This is a genomic window from Enterobacter roggenkampii (assembly GCF_001729805.1).
GTDB classification, from domain to species: Bacteria; Pseudomonadota; Gammaproteobacteria; order Enterobacterales; family Enterobacteriaceae; genus Enterobacter; species Enterobacter roggenkampii.
Genome location: NZ_CP017185.1, coordinates 19,285 through 44,147 on the forward strand (window position 1 = coordinate 19,285; position 24,863 = coordinate 44,147).

Annotated in this window: 21 protein-coding genes; 4 read left to right on the forward strand and 17 right to left on the reverse strand. The window is 57.2% G+C overall.

Features of this window, described 5'->3' with window-relative positions:
• Positions 1-171: 171 nt before the first annotated feature.
• From traX to traD, 3 genes are read right to left on the reverse strand one after another with little or no spacing between them, the layout of a single operon-like run.
• Positions 172-903, reverse strand: coding sequence for a type-F conjugative transfer system pilin acetylase TraX (traX, locus tag BFV67_RS22415; protein WP_069598991.1), 732 nt, complete (start codon positions 901-903; stop codon positions 172-174).
• On the reverse strand, positions 903-6,200 hold the full coding sequence (gene traI / locus BFV67_RS22420; protein WP_069598992.1) for a conjugative transfer relaxase/helicase TraI: 5,298 nt from the start codon (positions 6,198-6,200) through the stop codon (positions 903-905). Before traI ends, traX begins: the two co-directional genes overlap by 1 nt.
• Positions 6,200-8,461, reverse strand: coding sequence for a type IV conjugative transfer system coupling protein TraD (traD, locus tag BFV67_RS22425; RefSeq protein ID WP_069598993.1), 2,262 nt, complete (start codon positions 8,459-8,461; stop codon positions 6,200-6,202). The genes traI and traD overlap by 1 nt, the downstream gene beginning before the upstream one ends.
• 139 nt (positions 8,462-8,600) lie before the next feature.
• Between traD and BFV67_RS22430 the strand changes: the two genes are divergently transcribed.
• Together BFV67_RS22430 and BFV67_RS22435 are read left to right on the forward strand one after the other, a co-directional pair.
• Entirely contained in the window at positions 8,601-8,879 is a 279-nt protein-coding gene (locus BFV67_RS22430) for a type II toxin-antitoxin system TacA family antitoxin (protein WP_069598994.1), read from the forward strand.
• Positions 8,870-9,364: a GNAT family N-acetyltransferase gene (locus BFV67_RS22435; protein ID WP_069598995.1), complete on the forward strand. Its 495-nt coding sequence runs from the start codon at positions 8,870-8,872 to the stop codon at positions 9,362-9,364. Before BFV67_RS22430 ends, BFV67_RS22435 begins: the two co-directional genes overlap by 10 nt.
• A 26-nt stretch (positions 9,365-9,390) precedes the next feature.
• Here the strand turns inward: BFV67_RS22435 and traT are convergent, their stop codons facing one another.
• The 10 genes from traT to traU all read right to left on the reverse strand — a co-directional run bounded on the left by traT (position 9,391) and on the right by traU (position 20,351).
• On the reverse strand, positions 9,391-10,128 hold the full coding sequence (gene traT / locus BFV67_RS22440; RefSeq protein WP_069598996.1) for a conjugal transfer complement resistance protein TraT: 738 nt from the start codon (positions 10,126-10,128) through the stop codon (positions 9,391-9,393).
• Between the two features lie 144 nt (positions 10,129-10,272).
• Complete coding sequence (locus BFV67_RS22445) at positions 10,273-10,854, reverse strand: protein traS (RefSeq protein WP_069598997.1); 582 nt, start codon at positions 10,852-10,854, stop codon at positions 10,273-10,275.
• A 15-nt stretch (positions 10,855-10,869) separates the two neighbouring features.
• Entirely contained in the window at positions 10,870-13,755 is a 2,886-nt protein-coding gene (traG, locus tag BFV67_RS22450; RefSeq protein ID WP_069598998.1) for a conjugal transfer mating-pair stabilization protein TraG, read from the reverse strand.
• Position 13,756: 1 nt separating this feature from the next.
• The gene (traH, locus tag BFV67_RS22455) at positions 13,757-15,118 is read right to left on the reverse strand and encodes a conjugal transfer pilus assembly protein TraH (RefSeq protein ID WP_069599096.1); all 1,362 of its coding nucleotides are present in this window, start codon (positions 15,116-15,118) and stop codon (positions 13,757-13,759) included.
• Entirely contained in the window at positions 15,118-15,729 is a 612-nt protein-coding gene (gene trbB / locus BFV67_RS22460; protein WP_069598999.1) for a type-F conjugative transfer system pilin assembly thiol-disulfide isomerase TrbB, read from the reverse strand. The genes traH and trbB overlap by 1 nt, the downstream gene beginning before the upstream one ends.
• A gap of 25 nt (positions 15,730-15,754) precedes the next feature.
• A complete protein-coding gene (gene traF / locus BFV67_RS22465) occupies positions 15,755-16,525 on the reverse strand; it encodes a type-F conjugative transfer system pilin assembly protein TraF (protein ID WP_069599000.1) in 771 nt (256 codons plus the stop codon).
• Positions 16,522-18,360 carry a type-F conjugative transfer system mating-pair stabilization protein TraN gene (gene traN / locus BFV67_RS22470; RefSeq protein WP_069599001.1) on the reverse strand — a complete coding sequence of 613 codons (1,839 nt, stop codon included), beginning with the start codon at positions 18,358-18,360 and terminating at the stop codon, positions 16,522-16,524. The genes traF and traN overlap by 4 nt, the downstream gene beginning before the upstream one ends.
• Positions 18,357-18,971 (reverse strand): type-F conjugative transfer system pilin assembly protein TrbC, encoded by a 615-nt coding sequence (gene trbC, locus BFV67_RS22475; protein WP_069599002.1) that lies wholly within the window; start codon positions 18,969-18,971, stop codon positions 18,357-18,359. The genes traN and trbC overlap by 4 nt, the downstream gene beginning before the upstream one ends.
• Positions 18,968-19,336, reverse strand: coding sequence for a hypothetical protein (locus BFV67_RS22480; protein ID WP_069599003.1), 369 nt, complete (start codon positions 19,334-19,336; stop codon positions 18,968-18,970). The genes trbC and BFV67_RS22480 overlap by 4 nt, the downstream gene beginning before the upstream one ends.
• 10 nt (positions 19,337-19,346) lie before the next feature.
• Positions 19,347-20,351: a conjugal transfer pilus assembly protein TraU gene (gene traU, locus BFV67_RS22485; protein WP_069599004.1), complete on the reverse strand. Its 1,005-nt coding sequence runs from the start codon at positions 20,349-20,351 to the stop codon at positions 19,347-19,349.
• 81 nt (positions 20,352-20,432) lie between these two features.
• Here traU and BFV67_RS22490 point away from each other — a divergent pair, with 81 nt between their 5' ends.
• Positions 20,433-20,678, forward strand: coding sequence for a type II toxin-antitoxin system Phd/YefM family antitoxin (locus BFV67_RS22490; RefSeq protein ID WP_069599005.1), 246 nt, complete (start codon positions 20,433-20,435; stop codon positions 20,676-20,678).
• A complete protein-coding gene (locus BFV67_RS22495; RefSeq protein ID WP_069599006.1) occupies positions 20,675-20,941 on the forward strand; it encodes a Txe/YoeB family addiction module toxin in 267 nt (88 codons plus the stop codon). The genes BFV67_RS22490 and BFV67_RS22495 overlap by 4 nt, the downstream gene beginning before the upstream one ends.
• Positions 20,942-20,981: 40 nt before the next feature.
• Here the strand turns inward: BFV67_RS22495 and BFV67_RS24315 are convergent, their stop codons facing one another.
• From BFV67_RS24315 to traC, 4 genes are read right to left on the reverse strand one after another with little or no spacing between them, the layout of a single operon-like run.
• The gene (locus tag BFV67_RS24315) at positions 20,982-21,158 is read right to left on the reverse strand and encodes a hypothetical protein (RefSeq protein ID WP_157888839.1); all 177 of its coding nucleotides are present in this window, start codon (positions 21,156-21,158) and stop codon (positions 20,982-20,984) included.
• A gap of 21 nt (positions 21,159-21,179) precedes the next feature.
• Complete coding sequence (gene traW / locus BFV67_RS22500) at positions 21,180-21,812, reverse strand: type-F conjugative transfer system protein TraW (RefSeq protein ID WP_069599007.1); 633 nt, start codon at positions 21,810-21,812, stop codon at positions 21,180-21,182.
• On the reverse strand, positions 21,812-22,270 hold the full coding sequence (gene trbI, locus BFV67_RS22505; RefSeq protein ID WP_084833312.1) for a type-F conjugative transfer system protein TrbI: 459 nt from the start codon (positions 22,268-22,270) through the stop codon (positions 21,812-21,814). The genes traW and trbI overlap by 1 nt, the downstream gene beginning before the upstream one ends.
• Positions 22,267-24,858, reverse strand: a complete 2,592-nt coding sequence (gene traC / locus BFV67_RS22510) for a type IV secretion system protein TraC (protein ID WP_084833313.1) — start codon at positions 24,856-24,858, stop codon at positions 22,267-22,269. The genes trbI and traC overlap by 4 nt, the downstream gene beginning before the upstream one ends.
• Positions 24,859-24,863 lie beyond the last annotated feature (5 nt).

Sequence of the window (24,863 nt, forward strand, 5' to 3'; positions counted from 1 at the left end):
TTCCCCGATTGCCGGGGTTGGACAACGACGCCATGCGGAGGCGTCAGGCCATTGTTGTATTACGAAAAAGACCGCTGAATAACAGACAGCCCGTGATAATCGCAGATACAACGATTCGTTTATTTTTCATGTGACGTCCTTTTGATTGATCGAAGTAACAGCAAAGACAGATCAGAGAACACTGACCAGAAAGCCAATACACAGCAGATGAAGGGCATACGCTGGTGCAAACCAGCGAGCAGCCTGTATTCGACTTTCAGACACGGCTACCACTCCCTGTACGCAGAACAGAACCGTCAGCGTCAGCAACACCCCGGAGAGCATCATCACATCACCGTGTCGGGCATTAAGCAGGGCGACCAGCAGCAGCCAGACAGCAAACATGGCTGGTCGCAGTGAGTCACTGACCTGCCAGACAAGCATCGCGCCGGCGATCATCAGCAGACCGGGTGTACCGTAACTGGCAGAACTCAGCGGTAGATACCCCACCAGGGCCGTGAACGCGCCAACGCCATTAAGCACGGTCGCAGCCTGCAGGAAGCGGGCCATCTGCATAACAACCGCGAACGCGAACAGGATATTCAGTTGCCACCACCCGAGTCCGGCGTCCCTGAATGCCAGCCAGTAACACGGCTGGGCCAGAAGTGCCATCAGCCACAGCCGGTTGAGGCTTTGCTGGCGCAATATCTTGCCTGCCATGTTGCAGCCGCTCACCAGCGCAAACAGCGGAAAGGCGCAGCGTCCCGCCATATTCAGGAGGGGCAGGTCAGCCTGAAACGCCGTGGCAAGATGGTCCAGCACCATAGCCACAAAGGCCATCATCCTGATAACGTCACGCTGCAGCGGTGACAGCATCAGCAGAGAAGAACGGGACGGCGCAGGGACAGGCGAATGAACACACATCAGTCACCTCCCAGCGTTTTTTCCAGCTCAATCTCTTTTTCCGGTACATTCACCACCCACTCACGCTCGGTACGCAGCATCTGTTCGCGCACCTGCTGGCGGATACCCCGGCCGTCAGCCACCGCGTCATGAATGGCCTCATCCAGCTCGCGCTCTCCACGCGCTGTACCCTCACGCAGGCGACGTTCCTCATCGGCAGACAGCAGGGGTTCGGGTCTGGCGCTCTCCTCACCCGGCACTGCCAGCAGCCGTTCCTGCCGGGCCTGCTCCGCCAGCTCCCGGGCCGCTTTTTCCTGTGCCTCTGCCAGTTTCTGCTGCTCATCCGGGGGCAGCGTAATGGGGTCTTCCGCTTTCGCCGCCGATTCAGCCTCCGCCACGGCATGCACCGTCCGGGCCACCGCGTCAGGCTCCGTGATGCGCCCCCCGGTCAGCCGGGCAGCATTGAGCAACCGCTCCTCGCCGTGCAGGCGTATCACCACCCCGCTCTCCGGGTTCTCCTGTGCCAGGCGCAGCGCCGTCTGTGCATCATCAGCGATGAGTGTCTGTCCGTTACGGCTCGCCTGCAGTCCGGCGAACTGCGCATCTTCACCGCCGCGCAGCCTGGACTCATCACTCAGCACCACGCGCATTCCGTCATCCTCAATGCGGATTTCAGTCAGCAGCGCCCCGGCTTCCTGTCCGTGACGGGTCCACGCCGGCAGGGCCACATAGGGTGTCGGGTATTTTTTACCTGCCGCGATAAAGCGGGCCATTGTTTCCCCCTCAAGGCCGTTTTCCGCCAGAACCCTGCGTCCCAGCGCGGTTTTATCCAGTCGGGACGCGGTGGCCAGCAGTCGGTTACCGGTGTCGGATTCGTGGTCACTTTTCTGGTGCAGGAGGTCGTGGGCGGTCTGTCCGGCATTTGAGTGCCGGGCCTCGGCACTCCAGCCTGCGAGATCGTCGGTGTAGACCTGCACATGCTCCTTTGCGCGTGACAGCGTCACGTACGTGGATTCCAGAGACGCCATTCTTTTCCTGCCACCTTCGGTACCGGTCAGGGCAATCGCAAAGCGTTCACTGGCCCCCTGCACGCCATACGCCGTCAGGGCATAGGCGAGGTCGATATGACGGTCCTCCGTCATAGCCTGCGGGTCGACAATTTTCTCCTGATCTCCCTGGCGGAAGCGGATGGCCCCTTCGTCTGTGAAACCGGCCACCTCCCACAGGCTGTTGGCCACATAGCCGCGATCGGTGTCCGAACGGGTAAAGCGCACCCGGTCCCCCTGACTGATCGTCAGGCTGCGATGCGTGAAGAGGGAAATATCCTGTGCCGTGTTCTGCTGAGGCGAGATCAGCACCGACTCCCCGCTGGCATTACGCAGCGTGACCACAGCGTCCTCCGTGTTCACCTCCGCCACCGTCCAGTAGCGCTCGTTCATCATGGCCACGGCGCCGGAGAACTGCGCAAAAGTTTCAGCCGCACGCAGGGCGTTGTCAGGCACCCGGAGCGGCTCCAGGACGGTGAACGTGCGCTCTTCCGCACCTGTATCGCCTTTCTCATGCCGGGCGGCATGAATGGCACCATTGATGGCATGACGGTCAGCGTTAAGTTCTGCCACAACCAGCGTCTGCTGCTGCGCCTCCGGGGTGCGCCCCATCCAGTCATCCCGGATGGCCTCAATGATGTCGGTCCGGACCAGTGACAGCTGCTCAGCTGTCGGCGTCTGTTCACCGGCGGCAGGCGTGTCCTGCTCCTGGCCCTTTTTCGGCGCACGGATTTCCATGACGGAATTATCGGGCACCCATGCCCCTTCCTGACGCGGGACCTGCTGCGGGCTGACCTCCTCCACCTGGCGCAGGGAGGTATCGACCTGACCTGCGATGATGCTTTCAATCGCCGGGCGCAGCGCCGGGGTCTGGCGAACAATCTCCTGCATCACCACCGTATCGATGGCGCTGCGCTGCTGCACCAGGCGGAACGGCAGACCGGTTGAGATGGCCTGCAGCTGCGCGGTGTCCCCGCTCGAGACCATTCGTCCGCCGCCTGCAGTAACCAGCTGATAGAGCTCTGCCATATCGCGATTTCCCACCATCGAGCTCTCATCGGTCAGGAACAGGACATTGCGGAAGTCCGGTGTTTCCCCGGCCTGTATGGCCAGCCGGGTTTCACTCAGAAAACTGGCGAGTGTTCGTGCCTCCACCCCGGCCTCACGCATCTCATGCACGGCCCGGTGCGTGGGTCCAAGGCCAATAACCTGCGGCCGCACGGATTCAGACAGTGTGTTCAGGGCACCCATCACAGCCCGGAACTGGGTGGTTTTCCCCACCCCGGCATACCCCTGAATGGCCATAAAGCGGTCGGTATTCTCCAGCACCGCCCGCGTGGCCTCCCGCTGTCCCGCCGTCAGGCCTGACAGTACGGACGCGGGCGTCAGCGCCATCAGGGGCTGAACGGCGTCCTTACCCTCAGCAATATGGCGGATGATGGTCTTTTCCATCTCATACGCCACGCGCGGAACCAGCACCCTGTTTCCCGCCCCGGAAACTGAATCCAGCTGAATCAGCTCCCCGCCGTTCACCTGCCGGGCGATTTCAGTCCGGACATCAGTCAGCGGCTGGCCGGATTTTACCGCTTCTGACAGCAGGGCAATTTCACTGAGGTGTACCTGTCCCTGCTGCGCGCGCGGTATGGCCAGATTCACCGCCTGCTCCGCATCCGGCATAAGACGCTCACGGCTGGCCTGTATGGCCGTATCCAGATTTGCCTCACCGGTCGACTGGCGGACCTGGTCACTGGCCAGCCGCACGGCAGACACGCTTTCCACTTTGCGCGCCGCCTGCTCAGGCGCAAGCGGCGTATAAATCCGGATGTCGCTGCCGCTCTGCGCCAGCGCATTCAGGGTCTGTTTATTCAGGCTTCGCGGACCGACTGCCGCCAGTACCGTGCGCGACGCGCTGGTACCTGCCCCGGTCCCTTCCACATAATCATGAGCCAGCTTCACGGCCCTTTCCGTGGGCAGGCGCAGCTCCCGGTCGCCGCTGCGCAGCCGCACCGCGCCATTTTCCAGCCCCGCCACGGTGAACTGCTCTTTCGCCCGGATGGCTCCCTTCAGCTCTCGCCCCAGCGCCCTGACGCGGTCCCCTTCTGAAATATCCAGCGTCCTGCTGCGGTACAGGCTCCAGCTGCCGTCAACCTGGGTCACCTTCAGGGTCAGGCGACGGCCGTCTTCCCCCTGCAGCACCAGACTGTTGGTGGCCTCAGCCACCCGGTAAATGGTGTGCCGTGTCATCGTTTTCTTCTCAGCTTCCCACTGCTCCATCACCATCCCCGGCCGGTAGTTATCGCGCTGATGACGGGTTTTGCTGTCCAGCCACACGGGCTCCAGTACCTGCAGTGTCACCTGCCCCCGGCCCAGCTCACCCGCATCACGCCGCCTGTCCCGGATAACCTCCGTCAGCTGCTGCTGTTCCCGGGTGCCGGTCACCTGGGCCACGACATACTGCCCTTCAGCTGACAGTCGCACATAGTCCTGCGCCAGCTGGATGTAGCGACTCCGTTTGTCCGCCTCGCTGACCAGCCGCACTTCCGGCAGTTGCGTGCTGTAAAACCGGTACTGAGGCACATCAGCCGCTTTCAGCACGGACAGGGCATTCCCCGTTCCCTGCCGGTTTTCGGTATCCATTAAGACCAGCTGCGCCCCGGCGCTGAGCGCCTTTTCCTGCAGCAGTAAGGTTTCTTTCAGCGACAGCCTCTCGGCACGGTCAACGATAACTGTCCCCTGCACCGGCAGCACGGTGTCAGCCTTCATCTGCGAACGCAGCATGATATGGCCTGCCAGATGCGGGCTTTCTGACAGAAACTCACCGCTGCGGCCGTCAGCGGCAACGACCATCACCTCGCGGCCCTGCGCGCGGGCCATCATCGCCACGTCTTCCGTGCGCTCACGGATGGCCTGAGCACCGCCGCGACCGCTGAGAATGGCCACAGGGCTTTTATCCTGCGCCAGTACCGATACGGCATCACAGGCCGGCATATCGCGCGCTTTTGCCCGCTCAGGAAAGACCAGCACGGCCTGCTCCTGGACAGCCGTACGCGCCAGCTGATGGACGCTGAGTTCGTTCAGCAGGTGAATATCAGACGTGAAAATGCCCTTCTCCCGGTCGAGCGGAATAAGCCGCTGCCCTTCAATCGCGGCATCGATGCCCGCACGGGCCTGCTCAAAGAGTCCCTTTGCCGACGGCAGGCGGTTTACGGTACCGGCCAGGATTTCAGACCAGGTAAACTGCACCTTTTTCTCCGACAGCGCAGAAATGGTGTTGCAGACCGCCAGCTGAACGTCAGCATCGGCAATTTTTCCGGAAGACATGCCTGCCTGCACACCCGGGACATGACTGACTGCTGGCTCTCCTGCAGCCGGTGCGGGTGACAGCGTGCGCGCATCCGCCTGGCGGATATAGCTGTCGATATCGAATTTTTCATCGGTCAGCCGCCTGCGCCATTCCGCTTTCAGAAGTTCAGGATCGGCCCAGGCTTTGGCCTGCCGGGTATCGAGTGCGGCAACATCCCGGGATTTTTTGGATGCATCCGGCCCTGCCGCGTCACTGATAGCCTGACTTCGGGTCGAAAACGGCGCAACGGGAACATCTTTCAGCTCCCAGAGACCATTTTTACCTGCTGCAACCGTTTCATAACCCAGTTTTTCAGCCTCCTGTCTGAAGGGTTGCAGTACGAGGTTTCCGATCGCCACCTGCAGCGCATACAGATTTTCACCGAATCCGGTTTTCATACGTGTATCGCTGGCCAGTGCCCGCCATTTGTCTTCCGCAAACGTGGTATTAAACACCAGCGCATGCGTATGGATCTGCGGATCTAACGCACGGGAGGTATCATGGTTGTACAGTGCTGCCACCATATTTCCCGTGAGAACGGTATCTGTTTTTCCACCGTCCGTGATGCGCGTGCTGATAAGCTTCTCAACTTCTTTCATCCCGTTTTCCACACTACGGTTCCACGCATCAAGCAGACGGGTATCACCACCAATGAGAATCATCATCGATACACTTTTGGGGGCTGAAAAGGTCAGGTCGTAGCCGCTGCGGTGTTTATTAACGCCATTGACCATCCTGGAGAGATCGGAGCCGTCAGGGAGCTTCCCCTGACGTATCGCATCCATATCTGCGTTAGCCACTTCGCCCTTCAGGCCCAGTTTCTCCGCCCCCTCACCCAGCCAGCGGGACTCCAGCGAACCGCTGGCATAATAGTTATCCTCGTGGCTGTAGTAGGCGGCATCACCCTTAATGGAAGATATTGAGAGCATCAGTAAATCTCCCTGCCGTCATCTGAATCATGCGTTTTCTCTGTCGCATGGTTGATGTTGACCTCTTCCCTGCGGGTCATATCGCGGGTCTGATGTGCGGTCTGAGCCCATGCCTCATACGCGGCGAAATCCACCACCTCACCGTCGCTGTTCAGTCCCGGGGGCATATCCTGAGGTAAATCCTGTTCGATATCCCGCTCAGTCCCTCCAGTTGAGGCTGAGCAACCTTCAGCTACAACAGCAGTGGAAGCCGTGTTTTCGGCACCTGCATCGCCGGAAGCCCCCTCTGTCTGCAATGGACGCGTCGCAGGAGGCGTCGCAGGAGGCGTGTTCGCTTCCGCCAGAACAGCAGCCACCAGGTCGGCAGAAGGAGGAGGGGTATTCGAAAGGTTCCCCTTCGGAATATACGCACCACCCGGAACAGCCTGAATTAACGCTTCTCCCTCGAACAGTCCGGCAAACTTGTGCCGTTCTTCTTCGCTGCGGCGGAGAATTTCATCCTCAAGCGTCTGATCAAGACTCGTCTGTACATCACGTAACAGCAGGGCATCTGCCACTTTAGGCATCGCCTCATACTTCATGCTCAGCTTCACCACCGGGTAGCTCCCCGGCAGAGTGACGAAACACTGCAGGTCGTTCAGGGACTGGACGTCTGAATAGGTCACTACCGTGACGCGCTCTTCTTCCTTGCCAAACGAGATCCCGTCACGAACCTGTTCATGGCCGAAGCTGGTCTGTTCGCTGAACTTCAGGCGACGCGTTTCCCCCAGGTCTTCTTCCACAAACTTCGCTATCTCCGCGCTCGGTGAACGGAAGAAGAACTTGGTATTCAGCAGGTCAAAAAGCCCTGCAGCCGCTTTAGGACCATAGATTTCTTCCATCTGGGCGATGTTCTGAAAACCCAGCACAAAGCAGCCGCCAAACTTACGCGCCTCAGAAATAATCCGTGGCAGCGTCGGTAATTTGTGCAAAGAGGCCAGTTCGTCATAAAAAAACCAGACGCGCCGCTGGCGGTTCGGCCCCATCGCCAGCAGGCTGGTCGCTGCAATACTGAGCCAGAGTGAAATTAATGGCTTGAGAGACTCATGGTTCTGTTCATCTGAGGTAATAAAGAGCCAGCCGTTTTTCGATTTATCGGTCTGGCCCTTCATCCATTCGCGGATGGTAAACTTTTCGCGTCCGGGCCTGTCGATACCCTGCAGATAACGCATCGCCTTGACGTAGTTGGTCAGCACGCTGCGGATGGAGATGGCGGTCTTCTCAATCTTACCGTCAACCAGCGTGGAGGCAGGCGTGCCTGCAAGAAACGTTCGCAGCTGATCGAGCTGAATGGCCAGCAGGGTGCGCAGGAATTTGTTGTAGCTGCGATCTTCATCCCTGCGCATCCGCTCCGCGCCTTCGGCGAAGATGGTACGGGCACTCCCCTGCCAGAAGGGGTCTTCGCCACTGCTGGACGGGATCAGGGTCGTACTGGCGTTCTCCAGTTCCGAAATCGTGCGGCACTCTTCCCACAAATCCCAGTTCGGACAACGGGCATCCAGCGCATTAAGCACTTTATCCCGTGATTCGTCGTAGAAATCCTCAACGAACGTACAGCCCTTATCGTAGATAATGACCAGGTCCCCCCTGTCGCGCAGCTGCTTCATAATCTTGCGCATCAGGGTGGATTTACCGGTCGATACGGTGCCGTGCATGGCCATATTCTGGATCTCAGCATCCAGCTTCAGCGGCAGGTCATCGATGCGAATATCGGACGCTTCACCGCGCCGCTTCATGAGCCGGGCCACCTCTTTTGGGGATTCGCTGAGCACGCGGCCGCCGATAACCTCATCTTCGCTCTGCCTGCGTCCGGTTCTGCCGAGGTACCAGTACGTTGCCAGCGTCGCCAGGAAGGCGAGCAGCAGGGCGCAGCATCCGGCGATCAACAGCTCCTGCCGGAGCAGCTGCCCGCACCAGACGGTGTACCCATCGCTGAGTATCTGACGCGCGCTGTAACGCAGGCTCTGGTCGTAATAGCGGATGGTATAGACAGGCTGGCTCACCATTTTTTCGGTAAACGGCGACATCATTCTGACAAACCAGTAGATGATGCCGTTCATCAGATTCTGCACGCTGATGCGAATAAACAGGATGGCAAGCGTGAACAGTGCCGTCCCCATGATGACGTAGTAGGAAATAAGGTTATTGATTTGCAGGAACATTTTCAGGCGCATAAAAGCGACCTGACCGCCCTGCGTTAAATCGCGCGGATTCAGGCTCACAGGCTCTCCCTGAGACAGTAGAAATGATATGCAGACCGGATAAATCACTTAGCATCGGCCTGAAGGTCAAATAATTTGTATAGCTAACGGATACACGTGATATATACTTGTGTATAAAACTGATACACAGAGGCAACTTATGAAAACCGAATCCAGAGCGGCACCGATTAACATACGGGCAAGAGAATCACAGCGTGACCTCATCGACATGGCGGCAAGCCTTGTCTCAAAATCGCGTACTGACTTTATGCTCGACGTTGCCTGCAGAGAGGCTCAGGACATACTTCTGGATCAGCGTCTCTTTATCCTCGATGAGGAAAAATACGATGCTTTTGTTGCAGAGCTGGATGCTCCGATTACTGCCGAACGTCAGGCCAGAATCGATGACCTGATGAGCCGAAAATCGCCATGGGAATAAGCGCACCAGAGCCACTCAAGGCCGGGCATAACATTGCTGATTTTTGTTGTTCCGATCAGGGGCTGAACGAATGGTTAAAAAAGAAAGCGCATAAAAACCACAGTACCGGCATTTCCCGCGTATATGTTATCTGCGCGCAGAACAGTCAACGGGTCATCGGTTATTATTGTTTATCGACAGGCAGTATTCAGAGAAAAATGGCTCCGGGTGCTTACAGGCGAAATTCACCAGAATCCCTCCCCGTTATTGTTCTCGGCAGGCTTGCTATTGACCAGTCTTATTGCGGCAAGGGGCTTGGTGCTGCATTGCTTAAGGATGCCATTTATCGCACTGAGAACATTGCACTACAGGCTGGTGTAAAAGCACTGGTTGTTCATGCCCTCAATGAGGACGTCAGAAGCTTCTACACCCGATTTGGCTTTGACTCTTCAGTCGTCCAGCCATTAACGCTGCTGTATCCGATTAAAATTCAGACGACAGAGTGAGGTGGCCAGAAACCACCTCCTGTCTTTTAAAGAATATTCGCCACTGACTTAGCCAGCTGGTCTTCAAGTACCGGCTTAGCCTCCTCGAATTTGAGGTTAACCTTGTTGGCAGATGAGACCACGCGGGTCTGATATTTGTGCTGATTGCCGGTCTGCGTACTGGTCTGGACTTTTACACCGGAAGTACCCTGCTTAAGCGCGGCCACATTATCAGTCTGCACGCTGGCAGTGGTTTTTTCAGAAATCTGAACATCCGTGACCATGGTGAAGTTAACATCTTCAACCAGGGCATCAGCGGCCATTCCGGCAAGCCCGCTTGCCAGACCCACCCCCAAAACGGCCCCCGCAGAGTTTGAATTATAGGCTGTAATACCGGCACCTAATGCCGCCCCCGCAGCGGCGCCCTGATATCCCTGAGACAGGAATCCCTGTGCGGTACGAAGATCCATTTTATCGGCTTTTAACACATTCGCCTGGATCCAGTAGTGGGCGCTCTCGGGGGAAGATGTCACGGCGTAGCCCTTATCCTGAACCGCTTTGGCCAGCTTAGACTGCAGACCTGACATGTCCTTGTCGGATGTATTCTTAATTTGCAGATAAACAGTTTTCTGCGAAGACGGCTCAAGCCAGATGGTTTCACTCATCTGGGTTTTGACGTCAAGATTCCTTTTTTTAATTGCCGTGCTCATCGCCCCACAACCCGAAAGCATCATGGTGGAAGCCAGAACGACACAGATACCGATTTTTTTATACTTCCCTTTCATTTACAAATACCCTTAATACTTTTAAAAACAGAAGAAAATTAAAGCATATGAAGTACATTAAAGAACAGAAATTGATATCACAAAAAACAACAATCAAGACAATTCACAAAAGATGCATATTTCTTAATAAAAATCTGAATGCAATCAGGTTTTCCGAGATTTATCTGAAGGTGATATCATATCACTTACAAGAGATAATGTTTTTACAACAGCAGGAGTCATATAGCGTGATAATGAGCCTTGCAAAAAGAGAACGCTAAAAATTAGCGTAACAAACCAGGAGAACCCCAATCCTGCAATGTAAAATTCACCAACCCAAAGCAAAAAAACACCAATCAAAATATTAACGGACAGGAGTAATCGGGTATAAAAAATAATTTTTTTCTTAACAATCCTAACCAACAAAGACTCTCGCCTTACTTTATCATTTAAAATTAAGTGCATACACACATTACTATAAACAACCCCTATAAAGACCATCGTAAAAAAAAGCATACTCACTCCAGACAGCCCTAACAAAAAAAATGCCTTAGACACTTGATATCCATCGTTCTTTTGATAAAACGAGCAATCCAGAATAATGAACAAAAATTGTAGCAGATATACATACCTTAACTTACTAAAAATCACCCCCATTATATTTCGATTTCGTGGTATTTCATAATCACTGTCTTGAATCGATGACAATATGAAGTTAGCATCTTTTTCCAGTTCAGATCTTTTCATTACTGCGTCCTTAGATTAACGTTTTTTCATCTCATCTATTATTTTATCCAGACTTTCTTTTCCCTCAATATTTGTAACAGGGTTTATTACTTGCCTGCTATCTTCAGCTTTTTTCGCTTCATTAAAATTCTTACTGCCCTGTTCATGCTCTTTCTGCAAGCTATTATAATCGGCCTTCGCAGAATTACCGGATGAGTTCACAGTATTACTTTCGTTATTCACCTGAGACTCTGCGCTACTGCGACGGCTTTGTACATCAGCCCCGACCTCACCGCCGTGTTTTATGCCATTCTCACCTGCCAGTGACGCCATCCCGGCGCTTTGCTGCGCGAACTCTGCCTGAAGATTTCCGCCACCGGAAGATGTCCCGACGCTCTCAATTCCCTCACCGGTTCTCCCTTTATTCTGCTCAAACTCCTGCAGAAGCTGGGGTTTCATCCTCTCTTCCACAAAGTCCTGCGCAAGCCTGTCTCGTTCAGCACGCAGCTGCGGGCTGGCAGCATCAGACAGCAGCTGATCAGCCTCTCCCGGACGCTTGCTGGTGACGTATCCGACGAACTCCTGCGAGTAGTTCTGGTTGATACTGGCGCTGTTGTTTTCAGCGTAGCTCGCCAGCTGCGCGTACTCCTGGCTGCGGGTGACCGCATCATTGTACTGAGACGCCTGACTTTTGAGCGTGGAGAAAGTGGAAGACAGCTGACTGGCCAGGGAGGCAGACGCATTATCGGTATGGCTGCCGCTGTCCGTCACGCGGCTTGAGGTCACGACATCCATCGCATCGCGGAAGTCCTTAAGCTCCTGGGCACTGAAGCCTTTACTGGTGCCATTCTGGTGGGTCAGATCGGAGCTGGTGCCATGCGAGGAGCCGCTTCTGCCGGTATATTCCGTTCTAAGATGCCCTTCTGCAGAACCTTTAAGCCCTGTAGCCAGCCCACCCACTTTTCCAAGAATATGTCGGTCGGTATCAAACGATATCTGAGCGCTTCCACCTGCGCCTGCGCTCATATCCTGGCTCTTGGTTGCCGCCGCCCTTATCCCTTCCGCCAGGCTGGTATTCTCATCCCGGGCATAGCGGCTACCAATCGACTGAATGGTACTCAGCGCTCTGGTCAGGTTGCTGCTGGTTGAGGAGTCCGTTCCCGCGACGGTTGTATCGCTGTTCCCGCGCTGCTGGCTCCACTGGCTCATCTGAGAGCTCGCCAGGCTGGAGGTCCTGGACAGGCTGTTGCTCAGGCTCTGCGCCTGACTCAGGGAATCACGCTGCTGCTTCTGCCAGCTGTTCGACGCCGTCGACCCCAGGGTGATGTCCACCGGCAGCTTAGAGATCGCCTCCGTCGTGTTGAACACCTGCTCCCCGGAGGAGGTCAGCGTCCGTGTGGCGCCACTGCCCAGCTGGTTTGTCATATGCCCTTCACGATGGCTGTAGTTGGTGTCCCACTTGTTGCCCTGCACGTTGCCGGTCGACATATTGTTATAGGACCAGTTGCCGTCCACGGCCTGCGACGAGGATTGTGTGGAGGCCGACTGTAGCGTCTGGCCCAGGTAGTTCCCCGCCTGCGACACCACCTGACCGAGCCCCTTCACCATGCCCCAGGCAATAAACGGAATGGACAGGGCCAGCCAGCCTGCCGTCGTGCCAATATCCGAATAGGTATTCTGCACCTGGTCAAACGTGGCCAGCGTCACCGCTGTTCCCTTAAGTTTCCCCTGCAGATAGAAGTTCATCGCATGATTAAGAATGGAGAACAGGATAGGCCACATCTGCAGGTAGGCAATGGTATAGATATAGCCTTTGATAATGGCCCAGGACAGGGAGCTCACCACGGCCAGTACAATCAGCACCGGGAACAGGGCCATCGTCATCCCGAGCAGCACGCTGTGCATCACCGGCAGCGTGCTGGCGGCAATCGATGCGCTGGTCGCCTGCGACAGGCGCATTTTTGTCATCGAGGTCTGCGTGGCGGTATTGACCAGACCTGCCGTATCGCCGCTCTCAGCCGAAAAGCTTTCCAGCCCGCTGCGCAGACCGTTCATCACCACGTTCTTGCGGATGATTTCCGTGGAGGTCATCGCGTTGCCGTGGAAATAGTTATAGCTGTCACCCAGCATTTCCGTGAACAGCGCCGTACTCGCCCCGTTGGTCGGTCCGAAGACCTGGCTTGTGAAGCCGTGCGTCCGGTTAAGCACCTGCTGGAGGAACGGAAACATATTCCGCCCGCTGATATCGCCCGAATCCGTGTTTATTTTGGTTGTGGCCTGCTCGCAGGTCAGAAAATTTCGGTTTTTGTCGTACAGACCCCGCAGCGGGCTGGGTTTACTGAATATCAGCGCATACGGATCGCTGGCATTCATCAAATCGCCGATGCTGTACTTGTTGTTCAGCATGATGTCGCCCACCACGCAGTTGTGAACGTAATCCGAGAACATGCGCTGGATTTCCGGCTCGGAGAAACGGAAGTCGCTGCTCCCCGCCGCCAGCTGTGCGCCGAACAGCATCCCGGTTTTGCTGTACGTCAGCGCATCGGGCCGGGCAAAGATATAGTCATAGATCTGTGCCATCCCGGCTCCGATGCGGGTGATAAAACTTGCCGGTGCCGCCAGTCCGGTCGGCACGTTGTCCACCTGATAAATGGCCGCGGGCTCTGACAGATCGACAATCTGCACGTTGCGCTTATCACCAATCAGAACGGCAATAACCAGGACATAAAATGCGGCCCATTTGACCAGCTCCATGATATCCCGGCTGCGGATATAGCTCACCGCCCCCACGATCACCGACACCGCGGTCGCCATCGCCAGCAGCGCGTCCCCGGCGCTGCTGTTAAAAAATGCCGCCACGCCGTTCAGCGTGTCCTGAAACCACGCCCCGCCGGCGACGGTATAAATCGTATCAACGGCCATATCAATTCACCCTGCTGAACTGGTAGTTACCCAGCACCCGATCGCTCATCTTTGAGGAGACCTGCTGGCGGATAAAGCGGATTTGCTGCTGCGCGGAGATGAGGGCGTCTTCTTTAATCTGGACTTCCATACGCAGCGAATTCAGCGCCTGTCGCGCATCCGCAAGGCCACTTTTCAGCTCCTTCATGTTGGCCCCCGGATAGTCTTTGGTGGCCAGCGACCCGTTAACCACCTTCATCACCGCTTCCAGATACTGCAGGTAGATGTCGACGGCGATGTAGTCGGTCAGCTGCGCGAACAGGGACTGCGAGACGCTCAGTGACGACTGGTCCACAATCCAGGAGAGGATGGGGATGGAGGTGCTGTTGATGAATTGCTTTTCTTTTTCCGTGAGCGGCGTGTCGGTAATCGCCTTGTTCTCGATGCTGGTCAGCATGTCCTGCACCATCTTAATCAGCGATTTATCCGCCGAGATGGTCACGTTGTTCAGGGTCGGAGACAGACATTTATTCTGGTTATCGCATACATATACTTTCGCACTGCCGCCGCTCATCATCGCCGTCAGCAGGCTCCTGTCCGATGCCATCGATGAGAGTATGCGCACCTCTCCGGCACTGCCGAAAATCACCGAGCCGCTGATGGTCATGGCAAACTGACGCAGCTCGGCATTGCTGCTGAGCGTGCTGTTACCGAGCGCATCCCACATCAGGTTGATGTCCTTCAGCACCTGGTCCTTTTCCGCGCCGGTGGCTTTGTCAGCGACGGCACCGTATTTACCGCCGGAGGTGCAGCCCTGACGCGAGGCCACCCAGTCGGAAAAGACGCTTTTCTGGCCGCCAACGGACTGACAGACGTTCTGCTGGCTCTCGCCCCAGGCCGACGCAACGCTGTCCACCATCGCCTTCGCCGCCTGGCAGCTCGACATGTTGAAGCGGTTCATATCGGCGGCCATCTTCTGGACAAAGTCTTTCGCCGCCTTCAGCTCCGGCACGGTGGTTTCGAGCGCAAGGTCAAAAAAATAGCCCGTCGCGTTCGCCATCGTCTGCTTCACAAAGGCGGTAATCTGGTCGGAGTTTATAAAAGAGAAGGCGCCCAGATAGACGTCTATCCCGCCACAGCCTGCATTGATGGAGGGCAGGCTGATGGAGATCAGCTGAATGTTCTTGTTGCCCGTGCGCGCATAAAACGAGCCGCCGGAGACGTAGCGCGCGGCCTGCCCCTGCCAGGCCTTAGCGGACGTGGCGTTGCTCGCATAGCTCATGTCATTAAAGAAACGGTTCATGTCGTCCTGCAGGGCGGCCTCTGCGGCTCCTGCACTGCAGAGGCCCAGCGCCAGGACGAGGCCAGGTAATTTCAGTCGCATCATTGTTTTCCCTGTGTCAAAGATGAGGAAGGCGTCCCCGCCTGCCTGTCGAGCGCCATACGCAGCACGTCATTGAGGCGATTACGAAACTCACCTGCCTCTGCGGCTCCCTGGAGCAGCGGCCATGTCTCCATGGTGTGGACGTTGGTCAGAAAGGTGGTCGGGGTGGCCACCGGCATGCCACTCTGGAAGTATTCCACCATCACGTCCGGCGTTGCAGGCAGAACGTCGGGGAATTCGGCATCCCCCTTCCCGTCGAGACTTATTGCGAACACCTCAAGACCCGTTTGCTGAGACATGCCTTTCAGCACCGGCGCAAACTGGCGGCAGTACTGGCAGGTGGACTGCATAAACAACACGACTTTCCAGTCCTGCACCTTCACTTTCCGGCCATCGCTCAGCCGGTACCAGGCAGACGACGCGTCCTTTGCAGCACGGTTCCTGTCCGGCGCCGTGTCGTCTTTCGGTAACGCGAGGGCCTCCATAGACGGCGCGCTCCTGCCCGTTTTTCCGGCTTCAAGAGCACGTATATCATCCAGCGTTCCGGCCTGCAGACAGGCAGACATCATCGCCGCCATCAGAATGACGGTACGCACCACAGTAATCAGCATGTGTTACCTCAAAAGACAGGGGTTATCAGTAGTCAGGCGCAAAGTGGGTAAGAACCCCGACCATCTGCCTGTCCAGGTCATCGTGGCTCATAAACCCCCACGCAAGGGGTTGCCACTGTTGAGTTTTCGGGTCGACCAGAAAGGTGGCCGGGAAGTGGGTGACGCGCATTTTTTCAGCCTGCCCGCTGTCGGGGCGACTTTGCGGAAGCTGGTCGCTGAGCTTACCGTCCACGCTGACGGCCATCAGCCTGATCCCCCGCTCTTCACAGAAAGCCCGTATCACTCCGGCCATCAGGTTGTCGACGGCATTGCTGCCCCGGTAGAAAAAGAACAGGCCATAACGCTGCGCCACCTGGCCGATAGCCGCACTCTGGATCTTCTTCTCTTCCGTGAGGCGGGCTTCCACCGTGCCGTTGTAATGGCTGCGCTTCACGTTGTAGTCCAGCTCCGGATACTTCAGCCGGGCAATTTTCGCCGTCTGGGTGAAGTCCGTCGCCCGGTCCGTCCAGAAGTTCTGCAGCAGCATAAAGCGGCGGAAGTTCTCCGCAGACGGATACAGAATGGCGGTGTCCAGCGCTTCACGGGTAGCCTGCTGCAGCACCTTTTTCTGCTCTGATGGCGTCATCGCTGGCGCCGGTGCCTCCTGCGCCAGCGGCGTCTCCCCGCCGTCATCCGCCTGCGGGTTGTACCACTGCCACCCCTCTTCCCGGGCATAGTCAGGTACCAGCACATCCTCATGAGCAGCATGCAGCGATGCTGCCATCAGCAGGGCAAGCGCACCGGCAATACATCTCATGGGGCGTTCTCCTTCATTTTTTCGGCGATGATGTCCTGCGCGCTCTGGAGCAGCGCCTGGTCTTCAGGAATATCGCTGCCCGCATCCAGATCGCTGTAGAAGTCGCTGAAATCCATCACTCCGAAGTTAAGTCGCTGAAGCTCCTCAACGGTTATCCCGCGGCAGTCCGGCGACGAGCCGGAGCCAAACCCTATCCCGAGCTGCCCCCGGCGCCCCTGCGCCTGGACTATCCGGGCAAGCTTTGAGTCAAACACGCAGTAACCGCGCTTTTTCTCAAGACAGACGCCGAGGACCTTCTGGCTGCAGTACTCGCCAACGTAAACGGTGAGCTTCCTGTCCTTCGCTTTTCCCAGCGCCTTTTCATCGCTGCTGCAGCTGGACAGGCCGATGTCCTGACCCCAGCCCGAATCTTTGCAGCAGTTGTTAAACCCTGCCGCAAACTTCTTGCAGGACATCCCCTTGCCCGTAAACGCCCGGACGTTTTCGCCGTTCAGCGCCGCCACGTCCTGGCCTGCGGCGACCACCGCCGCCAGAGAAGACACGGCCTGCCCGAACATATTGCTGATCCCCGTCTGCGCCTGCGCGCAGCTGCCGTCTTTACAGAAGAATTCCCCGCCACAAATCTGCCCGTTCCCCTCTTTGCGGCGCTCGCAGGAGTAAGTCACCTGCTGGCTGACGCAAATCCCGTCGATGCTGTCCGCGCAGGTGCTGCTGCTGACCGTACAGGCGCTGTCCCGGATATATTCTCCGCAGGTCCCCTCGGTTTCGGTCTGCGTCAGATACGTGTCCTGCCACTTCCAGCAGGCCTGCCAGACGTGATAGGCCTTACCGTCCACCACCACGGTGCGGGTTTCACCCGGCTCCACGCAGGCGGAGCCGGTCATTGCCCCTTCCGTTTTACTGAACGGACAGGACTCTGACCAGACCACGTCGGGCACCCAGGTGCGTGAGGGCACCTCTATCGTCAGCGTGACGGTAAAACGGTATTTCATGTTGCTGTGATACCAGATCGACGATCCTGTAGGTTTGTTATGTCTGTTATTGACGGAAAAGCGTAATGACTGCCCGTCTGTGATATCCAGCCCGGGACTCAGCGTGACGCGCCCCTGAGGATCATCCATTGAAATTAAACCAAATGGCGTGTTCACCCTCATAAACCAGCCAGAATTGCTGAAGGCCAGCCTCTTATTCCAGGAATAAACTGCGCTGGCGGCGATCACCTTCCCTCCCGTGCCGGCCTTAAAATCGCCGGAAAAAGAGCCGTTATTCTCCGTGAACCGGATAGCGGAGGACTCAATCACCACCTGCTTTATCTCCGTTGAGTTTTCATAATGGCCGCTGATGCTGGCGGTTCGCGTACAGAACTGCTCCACGCGCGTGTCCCTCAGGCACTGGTGCGTGGTGATTTCCGTAAAGCTTGCGGCCTGATCGACGCAGCCAGTAAATCCCCCGCCGGTGATGGCTTCGGCCTTATCCTTCATTCCCAGCCCCTGGGCAATAAACGGTGCATCCAGGGACGGCCTGTTGCCCGGCGGCGTGTTCAGGATGGATTCGGTGATAACCTTCCCGGCCTCCGACGCGTCCATCGCGCTGCTTCCCGGTCCGCTCAGGTCGACGCCCGGGGACGTCACGCCGCCGTAATAGCCGCTTTCAGCCGGTGAAGGGGTGTAGCCCGGAATAGCTTCCTCGGGTCTGAACCCGGAAATGGCGCTGCTGCCCTGCCCGCTGTTTTGCTTACCCGTGCTCATGCCCTGCTTAAACGTCTCGTTTGCCGTCAGGGGCGACGTCATTAGCAGCGAGAAAAGAGCCATGGCCAGCACACCAACGCGCGTCATGGCCTCTCCTCCCCGTTCAGCAGGCGCTGTGCCGCTTCCGCACAGTCGCCCTCCTCCGCCACCCTCTTAAGCCCCTGTCGCAGCGTCACGTCTCCCTGCAGCCTGTCCACCGCGGTGCCGCCTTCCCCGCATGTTACAATCAGGACAGGGACAGAGGTCACGCCGTAGCGGCGAAAGGCCGTCGGGTCAATCTGCACGCCGCCTGCGTTACTCTCTTTGACAAGCCCTGCCACCGCATTAGCCGTGGCTCGCATATCGCCCTTCACCATGCCCCGGAGGACCACCGGGATACCCAGCGCCGCCGCATCCCGGACGCGCTGCTTCAGTTCGTCCGGCGGCATGGAAAAGGAGACGAAGACCAGGGCGGTCTCTGCCGGCGCCTTCTCCGGCTGCATCGACTGCTGAAGCTGCCGCGCCTGCGATTCAATAAAAGACCTGTCCGTCGGCGCCACGGCACCCTGCTGCAGAAAATCAGGCGCCTGAAGTGACTTAAAGCGCTGCCTGTCGATCTGAAACTGCTCTTTGAGAAACTGGCGGTTTTCAGCGTGCTCCGACGCCTGAACGAGGCCGGCGATACACAGCGTCACCAGAAAAAGGGACTTTTTGATCACGGCGACTCCTCCTGCGCCAGCCAGTATGACGGACCATACGCCCTTTCAGCGGAGCGGCTCTCCAGCATGGCGTTCAGCCTCTGCTTTTCACCCTCCGTCATCTCCTCTGTCAGCAGGGGCAGCAGTTCGCTTAAGCGTTTGTCGATAAAAGCCAGACGCTCCATCGTCTTGACGGCGCTCTCAGCGCCCGGCTGCATCAGGGCCATCGCCGCCTCGCGGCATTCGAGCAGGCATTTATAAAGCCCGTCCCGCCCCATTGCGGTCCCGTAAAGCAGGGCGAGCTTTTGCTCAGCCCTGTCGGCACGGGATGCGGCCAGCTCATACCGGGAGAGCACAAGCTCATAATTTTTTCGTCTGACAAACATACGGTGCTCCTTAGAGGAAAACGCAGTTGCGCTTGCGCCAGAAGAGATAGCCAAAGTTCCGGCGGTCATTTGGCAGGTTTTTACCCGCCTCCCAGCGGGTGACGCTGCGGCCAAGCGGGTGACACTGGCCGGCATCGGGGTACTTATTGACCAGGTGATAGCGCCAGCGGCTTTTGGGCATGATCGGCGAGGGGTATTCAAAACAGACTTTATTGTTCTCACCGATGCTGTTCATAATCATGCCCTGGCGGTGCAGCTTGAAGGCCATGCGCTCGCTCAGCAGTAGCGAGGTCTGCAGGGGACTGAACTCGTTCGACACCCAGCCGTTGAAGGGGTACATGCTGCCCTGGCTCCCGGCGCACCAGAAGAGCGCATCGAGGGGCTTGCCGGTCAGGCTGGCGACGGCGTCGGCCGCACAGGCCCCCTGGGCAATAATGTTGCTGAACAGGATGGCCTCCGGCTGGATAATCATGCTGAGCGCGCTGCTGTCCCACATCGGATCGAGCTCTGACAGGTAGCCGATATCCAGATCCCCGCCCTGAAGACAGCCCATCGAGGTGATGATATTAAGCCAGTAGGTGAGCGGGTATTTGTACCAGTGCACGTGGTAGAACGCGCCGGGGTTAGCCCTGTTCTCCTGCCCCCCCGTCCCGCTGCCCACGTTACCGACGTTGATGTTGAAGCCGCCCAGGTTGACCATGCAGTACGGCGATCGCGTCACATCGGTCAGCGCCATAGGCTCCCAGTAGCCAATTGCCAGCCCCACCCGGTAAAGCACGCCCATCGGGCAAAACTGGATGGGCATGGACGGATTCGCGGTATCCGGCTGCCTGCCGGTGGCAACCGGCACGTTGCCGATGGTGATCGGGAAAATGCACTCCCAGCACACATCGGTGATCGGGTTGACAAAATTCCCTTCACATTCGGCAGAGGCGGCACGGCTTTTACCGGACCAGAGCCCCGCACAGAGCAGCAGCGTGCACAGGATAATCCCTGCAGATAGTCGAGCTGTCATTTGATACACTCTCATGAGCTACACATGTACCTGAACAGGTACATGTGTTAGACTGAATAAAAATCAAAACAGGAGGAAACTATGCAGGCACTCACGTTTACTGAAGCCCGCAGACACTTCGCGGAAACCATGCAACAGGTCAGCGATAATGCAGAGCCCGTGCGTATTCTTCGTCGCGATGCACCTGATGTTGTTATCATTGATGCCAGTGAATACGATGCCATCATGGAAACGCTGCATCTGTTCAGCAACCCGGCGAATGCTGCGCACATCAATGCATCACTTGAAGAACTGGATCGTGGCGACATTACAGAAATCGACGTATGAAGACCCGGTTCACGCGGCGGGGAGCTGCAGATTATCAGTACTGGAAAGATAATAACGCGAAGCTGTTTGAACGGGTCAGGCAGCTCATTCTGGCTATTCATGCCGACCCCTTTAACGGCATAGGAAAACCTGAGCGCCTTCGCCACTATAAAAATCCGGCACTGTATTCCCGGCGTATCGACAGAGAGCACAGGCTTGTTTACAGCATGGCAAACGGTGAGCTGACAATCGTTGCATGTCGCTATCACTATGATGATATTTAACCGCCCCTGAAATCACGCGGGCCGTCAGGCGGAACATTCATCACTTTCTATTGCCCCAGGCTGACAGATCCTCCCAGTCTTTTACTTGCTGACTGTCTGATATCTTTTTTGTCCGGCATACAACCGTCTTTACGGTTTTTCCGTCATTTAGCAGCTCGTTGCGCTCCGCCACAGTATTCACACCAGTCTTCGTTTTCTTAATCTTACGACGTTTCATAAATATCCTTCTTCCAGATTGCTATTGATGTTCAGGCGCCATGGCAAACGTATCTACCCGCAGGCGACGACGGTCTTCCGCCAGAGTGACCCGCGCCGGAATGGCTTTCAGTCCGAACTTCTGGCTCAGCGTCCCGTCCTGGTCAAAATAAATCCGCGTATCCAGCGCTTTTGTCGCCTCCCGGATATCGCCGTTGACCAGAATCACCCGGTACGTCAGCGTTCCCGGCTTCTGCACCTTCATCCATGCCAGCTGCGCCGGGTTATCCGCATCAATGAAGTAGAGCGTGTCGGTGAACGGAACCGTATCCAGCGGGTTAACCACCTGCCCCCTGCGGGCAAACACCCGCCCCTCGTGGTCTTTTAAATCCTCGCTGACCGTGAGGGACGGGTCGATATAGTGCGTGGTATTGTCCCGCGCAATGCGAAGCCCGGGGACGGGTTTCGGGCGCAGCGTGTTCCTGATAACCCGCTCCTTAAAGGCTTCCTGCTCGCGGGCCATCTCCCCGCTCTCCTCCATTGCCTTCAGCCGGTTATGAATGGTGCTCAGCATGTCCTCTTCCGCAACGGGGTACAGCTCCCCCCACGTACCGAGCTCTTTCGCCTGCAACGCCCCCGAAAGCAGCAGCGATATCACCAGAATCCGCCCGCCCATTACCAGCCTCCGTCCGCCATTTTTTCAGCGACGGCGCCCTGGATCTCGTCCGTAATATCCCGCGCACCGCCGACCACCGCAGGCTCCACCAGAACCAGCGCATCGTGCTTAATCTGCCAGGCGTGAACGGCATCCCCGAGCGCGGTCATGAACCGCGCCGTCAGCGCTTTCGTCTGCTCCTCGCTGAGCGACCGCTCTGCAAGCTGTCCGGTAAAGCGGTCGACCGTCCCCTTCATATCGAAAGAGACCACGACGGGCGCTCGCCAGCTAATCAGCAGCGACGTGATGGCGGCGTTAACGCATATAATGGTCAGCGCCACCAGGAGAAGGCTCAGCAGGCAGCGCCGCTTGCGGCGCTCACGCTGGCTGAGCCTTTTCGGAGCCGGTGCATCTGAAGGCGTATCCGCAACGGCGGTATCGTTAACCTGCTGTTCACGTTCTGAATGTTGTTTTGTCATACGCCCTCCGCCATCGCTTCCAGCTCGCGCATCTCATCGGGAAAGTTACGCTGCGCCAGCTGGTATACCGCGTCATGGATATCCATCCCTCTCTCACGACACTGCTGAATAAATTCAAAGTCGTCCCCCTTCGAGCTGAACATGGCCCGGCTCAGCGGATCCACGAACAGCCGGTGAAAGCTGCAGGTATCGTTGATACGCAGCATAAAAGAGGAGAACCACTGCTCTTTCGCGTCCCCGAACTTACCTATCACCTGACGCTCCAGCTCGCTGAACTGGTTGGGACGGTTCTGGTTGTACTGCTTAAACTCTGACGCATCCTGCTTGAGAACCACCTTGAAGGCAGAGTTACCCCAGGCCGCTTTCGCCGCACCCGACGCGTCGTCAGCGTCGAAGTCCTTGATGTTCTGACTGATGGTAATGAAGGCCCCGCGATGGCGGCGCACGGTCCGGTACCCCGTCTCGATAAACTGCCCGACCTTCTCATTTTTAAAGTTAAGCAGCTTCCAGCCCTCGTCGATGGTGCAGCACTTCTTCAGGCTGCGCGGGGTGCGGTACATCTTGTCCTCGATATAGATGATGAGGGAGAACATCACCGCAACCAGCAGGTCTGGCTTGTCCTGCAGGCCACCCAGCTCGAGGACGATAAAGCGGGCATCATCGGTCAGTGACGGCTCGTCGCTGTTAAAGTATTCGCCGTAAATCCCCCAGGAACAGTACTTACCGAGCAGTTCAATGATTTCATCCAGCCGGTTGGTTATGCCCGGCGAGTTCTTGTATTTCGCATCATTACGGATAGCGGTCAGCACCTGGACCACGTGGTCAATACGGGCTTTTTCCCGGTGCGTTTCCCAGGCCTCCTGCACCCCGCGCAGCAGCAGGCTGTGGTGCACCTCGTCCAGCGTGCCGTTGGGGCTGGCCAGCACAGCCAGCTGGTCGCGGATACGCTCGCCGGACTCGTGAATGTTCGAAATGTTGGCGAAAGGGTTAAACTTGAGGGACTTGCCGTCCAGATAGGTCCCCCCCACGTTCTCACAGAACGACTTGTAGCCGTCCCCCATATCAAACACCCATGCAATGCCGCCGGAGTCGAGCACGCTGCGAAGGATGGGCTGAACAAGACCGGTTTTCCCGGCACCGGACGTGCCGGTGACCGCCATGTTGTAGTTGGTGTTGCCCATTCCGTCCCCGTAGATGTCGAGGAAGGCCAGCTGGTTACGGTAGGAGGGCGTCAGCAGTCCGCCCTGGCATAGCCGGTTGTCCGCCACCACCGGCAGCAGGTTCACCGCCTGAATGCTCTCGGCCCGGCAGGTCGCGCCGCCCATTTTGATGTCTTCCCACAGCCCTTCCGCATGAAGGAAGGGGATCATGGCTATCCAGTTACGGAACTGCATATAGGTCGGGGAAAACAGATCGATACCATTCTTCTTGAAGGTATTAATGACCTGCTGTTCGCAGACCAGGGCCGCCTCATCCGAGTCTGGACAGAAGGTGGTCACGTTATAGTAATAGCGGACAATGCAGGTCTGGTTGCTGTTCAGCCGCTCGCGTATCTCCTTCCATTCTTTTGCCTGTTTAGCGACGCCGGGAAACAGGGTGGCATAAGGCGAGTTGGCTTTTTTGTCCCTGTCGAGATATTTGCGCGTGGCTTCCCCCTGCGTCGCCACCTGGTCTTCCGCCTCCAGAACCATCGTGATGACGAACGGGCTGGCGATGGTCAGATCCGGACTCAGCAGGTTGGACAGGTTATCCCCGCCCATCCAGAGCATGAACAGATCCGGGTTGTTCTCCAGCATAAAGTTCATGGCGCGGGTCGCTGTGACCTCGCCCTTTCGATCGGCCAGGCTGATACGAACGTCGTCCGGGCGCACATCGATGCCGATACGCTGATCGATGCAGCGCTGATGCAGCTCGTCAAACTCACCCACCCGCACGTCATCCGGATACAGCTGGTCATGCCGGGCATTAATCATGCCGTGAACGAGCGTCGCCAGCTCCTGCTCATCGGCAGGCTGGGTCATTATTCTGGCCGCGTCGAGCGAGGAGCGCAGCACCTTCATGGTGTGTGAGACCTCCGTCATCACGGCGGCCGTGCGCTTCTTCGCCTTCACGCAGAAGGAAATGTAGAGGCGATAGTCCCGCAGGGTCAGCGGCAGACCGGTCGGGCTGTTGAACTGCTGCTGCGCCGCGCGCTGATAGTAGGCCCGGGTGATACGGTTAAATTTATCAGCATGCTTCCCCTGCCAGCGGAACTCCGAGAGCCCGTGGTCAATCTGGTACCCGATAAGCTTGCTGGAGACCAGATGGAAGGATATCGGGGTTTTGCGCGGCAGCTTGCTCTTGAGCAGGTCTTCCAGCACGTAAATAATCTGCTCGTTCGCGCCAATCAGCGGCTCGGCGCGCAGCAGAAAGCCCACGGTGTTCCGGTTGATAAAAAGACTGCTGTCGCGATCGTAATCGCGGTACGGCAGGATGCTGGTCAGCTGCGGAAAGTCCAGGCTGGCCAGATTGCGCGTCATCTCAGCCGCGCCGTCCGGCATCCGGAAGGCGTTCTGCAGATTTTCCAGCACGTTCAGAAATTTTTTCACCCAAA

Bases quoted from the DNA above. Each gene is read 5' to 3' on its own strand.
- traX (WP_069598991.1), bottom strand. From the start codon at position 903: ATGTGTGTTCATTCGCCTGTCCCTGCGCCGTCCCGTTCTTCTCTGCTG.
- traF (WP_069599000.1), bottom strand. From the start codon at position 16,525: ATGAGATGTATTGCCGGTGCGCTTGCCCTGCTGATGGCAGCATCGCTG.
- BFV67_RS22445 (WP_069598997.1), bottom strand. From the start codon at position 10,854: ATGAAAAGATCTGAACTGGAAAAAGATGCTAACTTCATATTGTCATCG.
- traT (WP_069598996.1), bottom strand. From the start codon at position 10,128: ATGAAAGGGAAGTATAAAAAAATCGGTATCTGTGTCGTTCTGGCTTCC.
- trbI (WP_084833312.1), bottom strand. From the start codon at position 22,270: ATGACAAAACAACATTCAGAACGTGAACAGCAGGTTAACGATACCGCC.
- traI (WP_069598992.1), bottom strand. From the start codon at position 6,200: ATGCTCTCAATATCTTCCATTAAGGGTGATGCCGCCTACTACAGCCAC.
- BFV67_RS22480 (WP_069599003.1), bottom strand. From the start codon at position 19,336: ATGTTTGTCAGACGAAAAAATTATGAGCTTGTGCTCTCCCGGTATGAG.
- traN (WP_069599001.1), bottom strand. From the start codon at position 18,360: ATGACGCGCGTTGGTGTGCTGGCCATGGCTCTTTTCTCGCTGCTAATG.
- BFV67_RS22435 (WP_069598995.1), top strand. From the start codon at position 8,870: ATGGGAATAAGCGCACCAGAGCCACTCAAGGCCGGGCATAACATTGCT.
- traG (WP_069598998.1), bottom strand. From the start codon at position 13,755: ATGGCCGTTGATACGATTTATACCGTCGCCGGCGGGGCGTGGTTTCAG.
- trbB (WP_069598999.1), bottom strand. From the start codon at position 15,729: ATGCTGATTACTGTGGTGCGTACCGTCATTCTGATGGCGGCGATGATG.
- BFV67_RS22490 (WP_069599005.1), top strand. From the start codon at position 20,433: ATGCAGGCACTCACGTTTACTGAAGCCCGCAGACACTTCGCGGAAACC.
- traU (WP_069599004.1), bottom strand. From the start codon at position 20,351: ATGACAGCTCGACTATCTGCAGGGATTATCCTGTGCACGCTGCTGCTC.
- BFV67_RS22430 (WP_069598994.1), top strand. From the start codon at position 8,601: ATGAAAACCGAATCCAGAGCGGCACCGATTAACATACGGGCAAGAGAA.
- traW (WP_069599007.1), bottom strand. From the start codon at position 21,812: ATGGGCGGGCGGATTCTGGTGATATCGCTGCTGCTTTCGGGGGCGTTG.
- BFV67_RS24315 (WP_157888839.1), bottom strand. From the start codon at position 21,158: ATGAAACGTCGTAAGATTAAGAAAACGAAGACTGGTGTGAATACTGTG.
- traH (WP_069599096.1), bottom strand. From the start codon at position 15,118: ATGCGACTGAAATTACCTGGCCTCGTCCTGGCGCTGGGCCTCTGCAGT.
- BFV67_RS22495 (WP_069599006.1), top strand. From the start codon at position 20,675: ATGAAGACCCGGTTCACGCGGCGGGGAGCTGCAGATTATCAGTACTGG.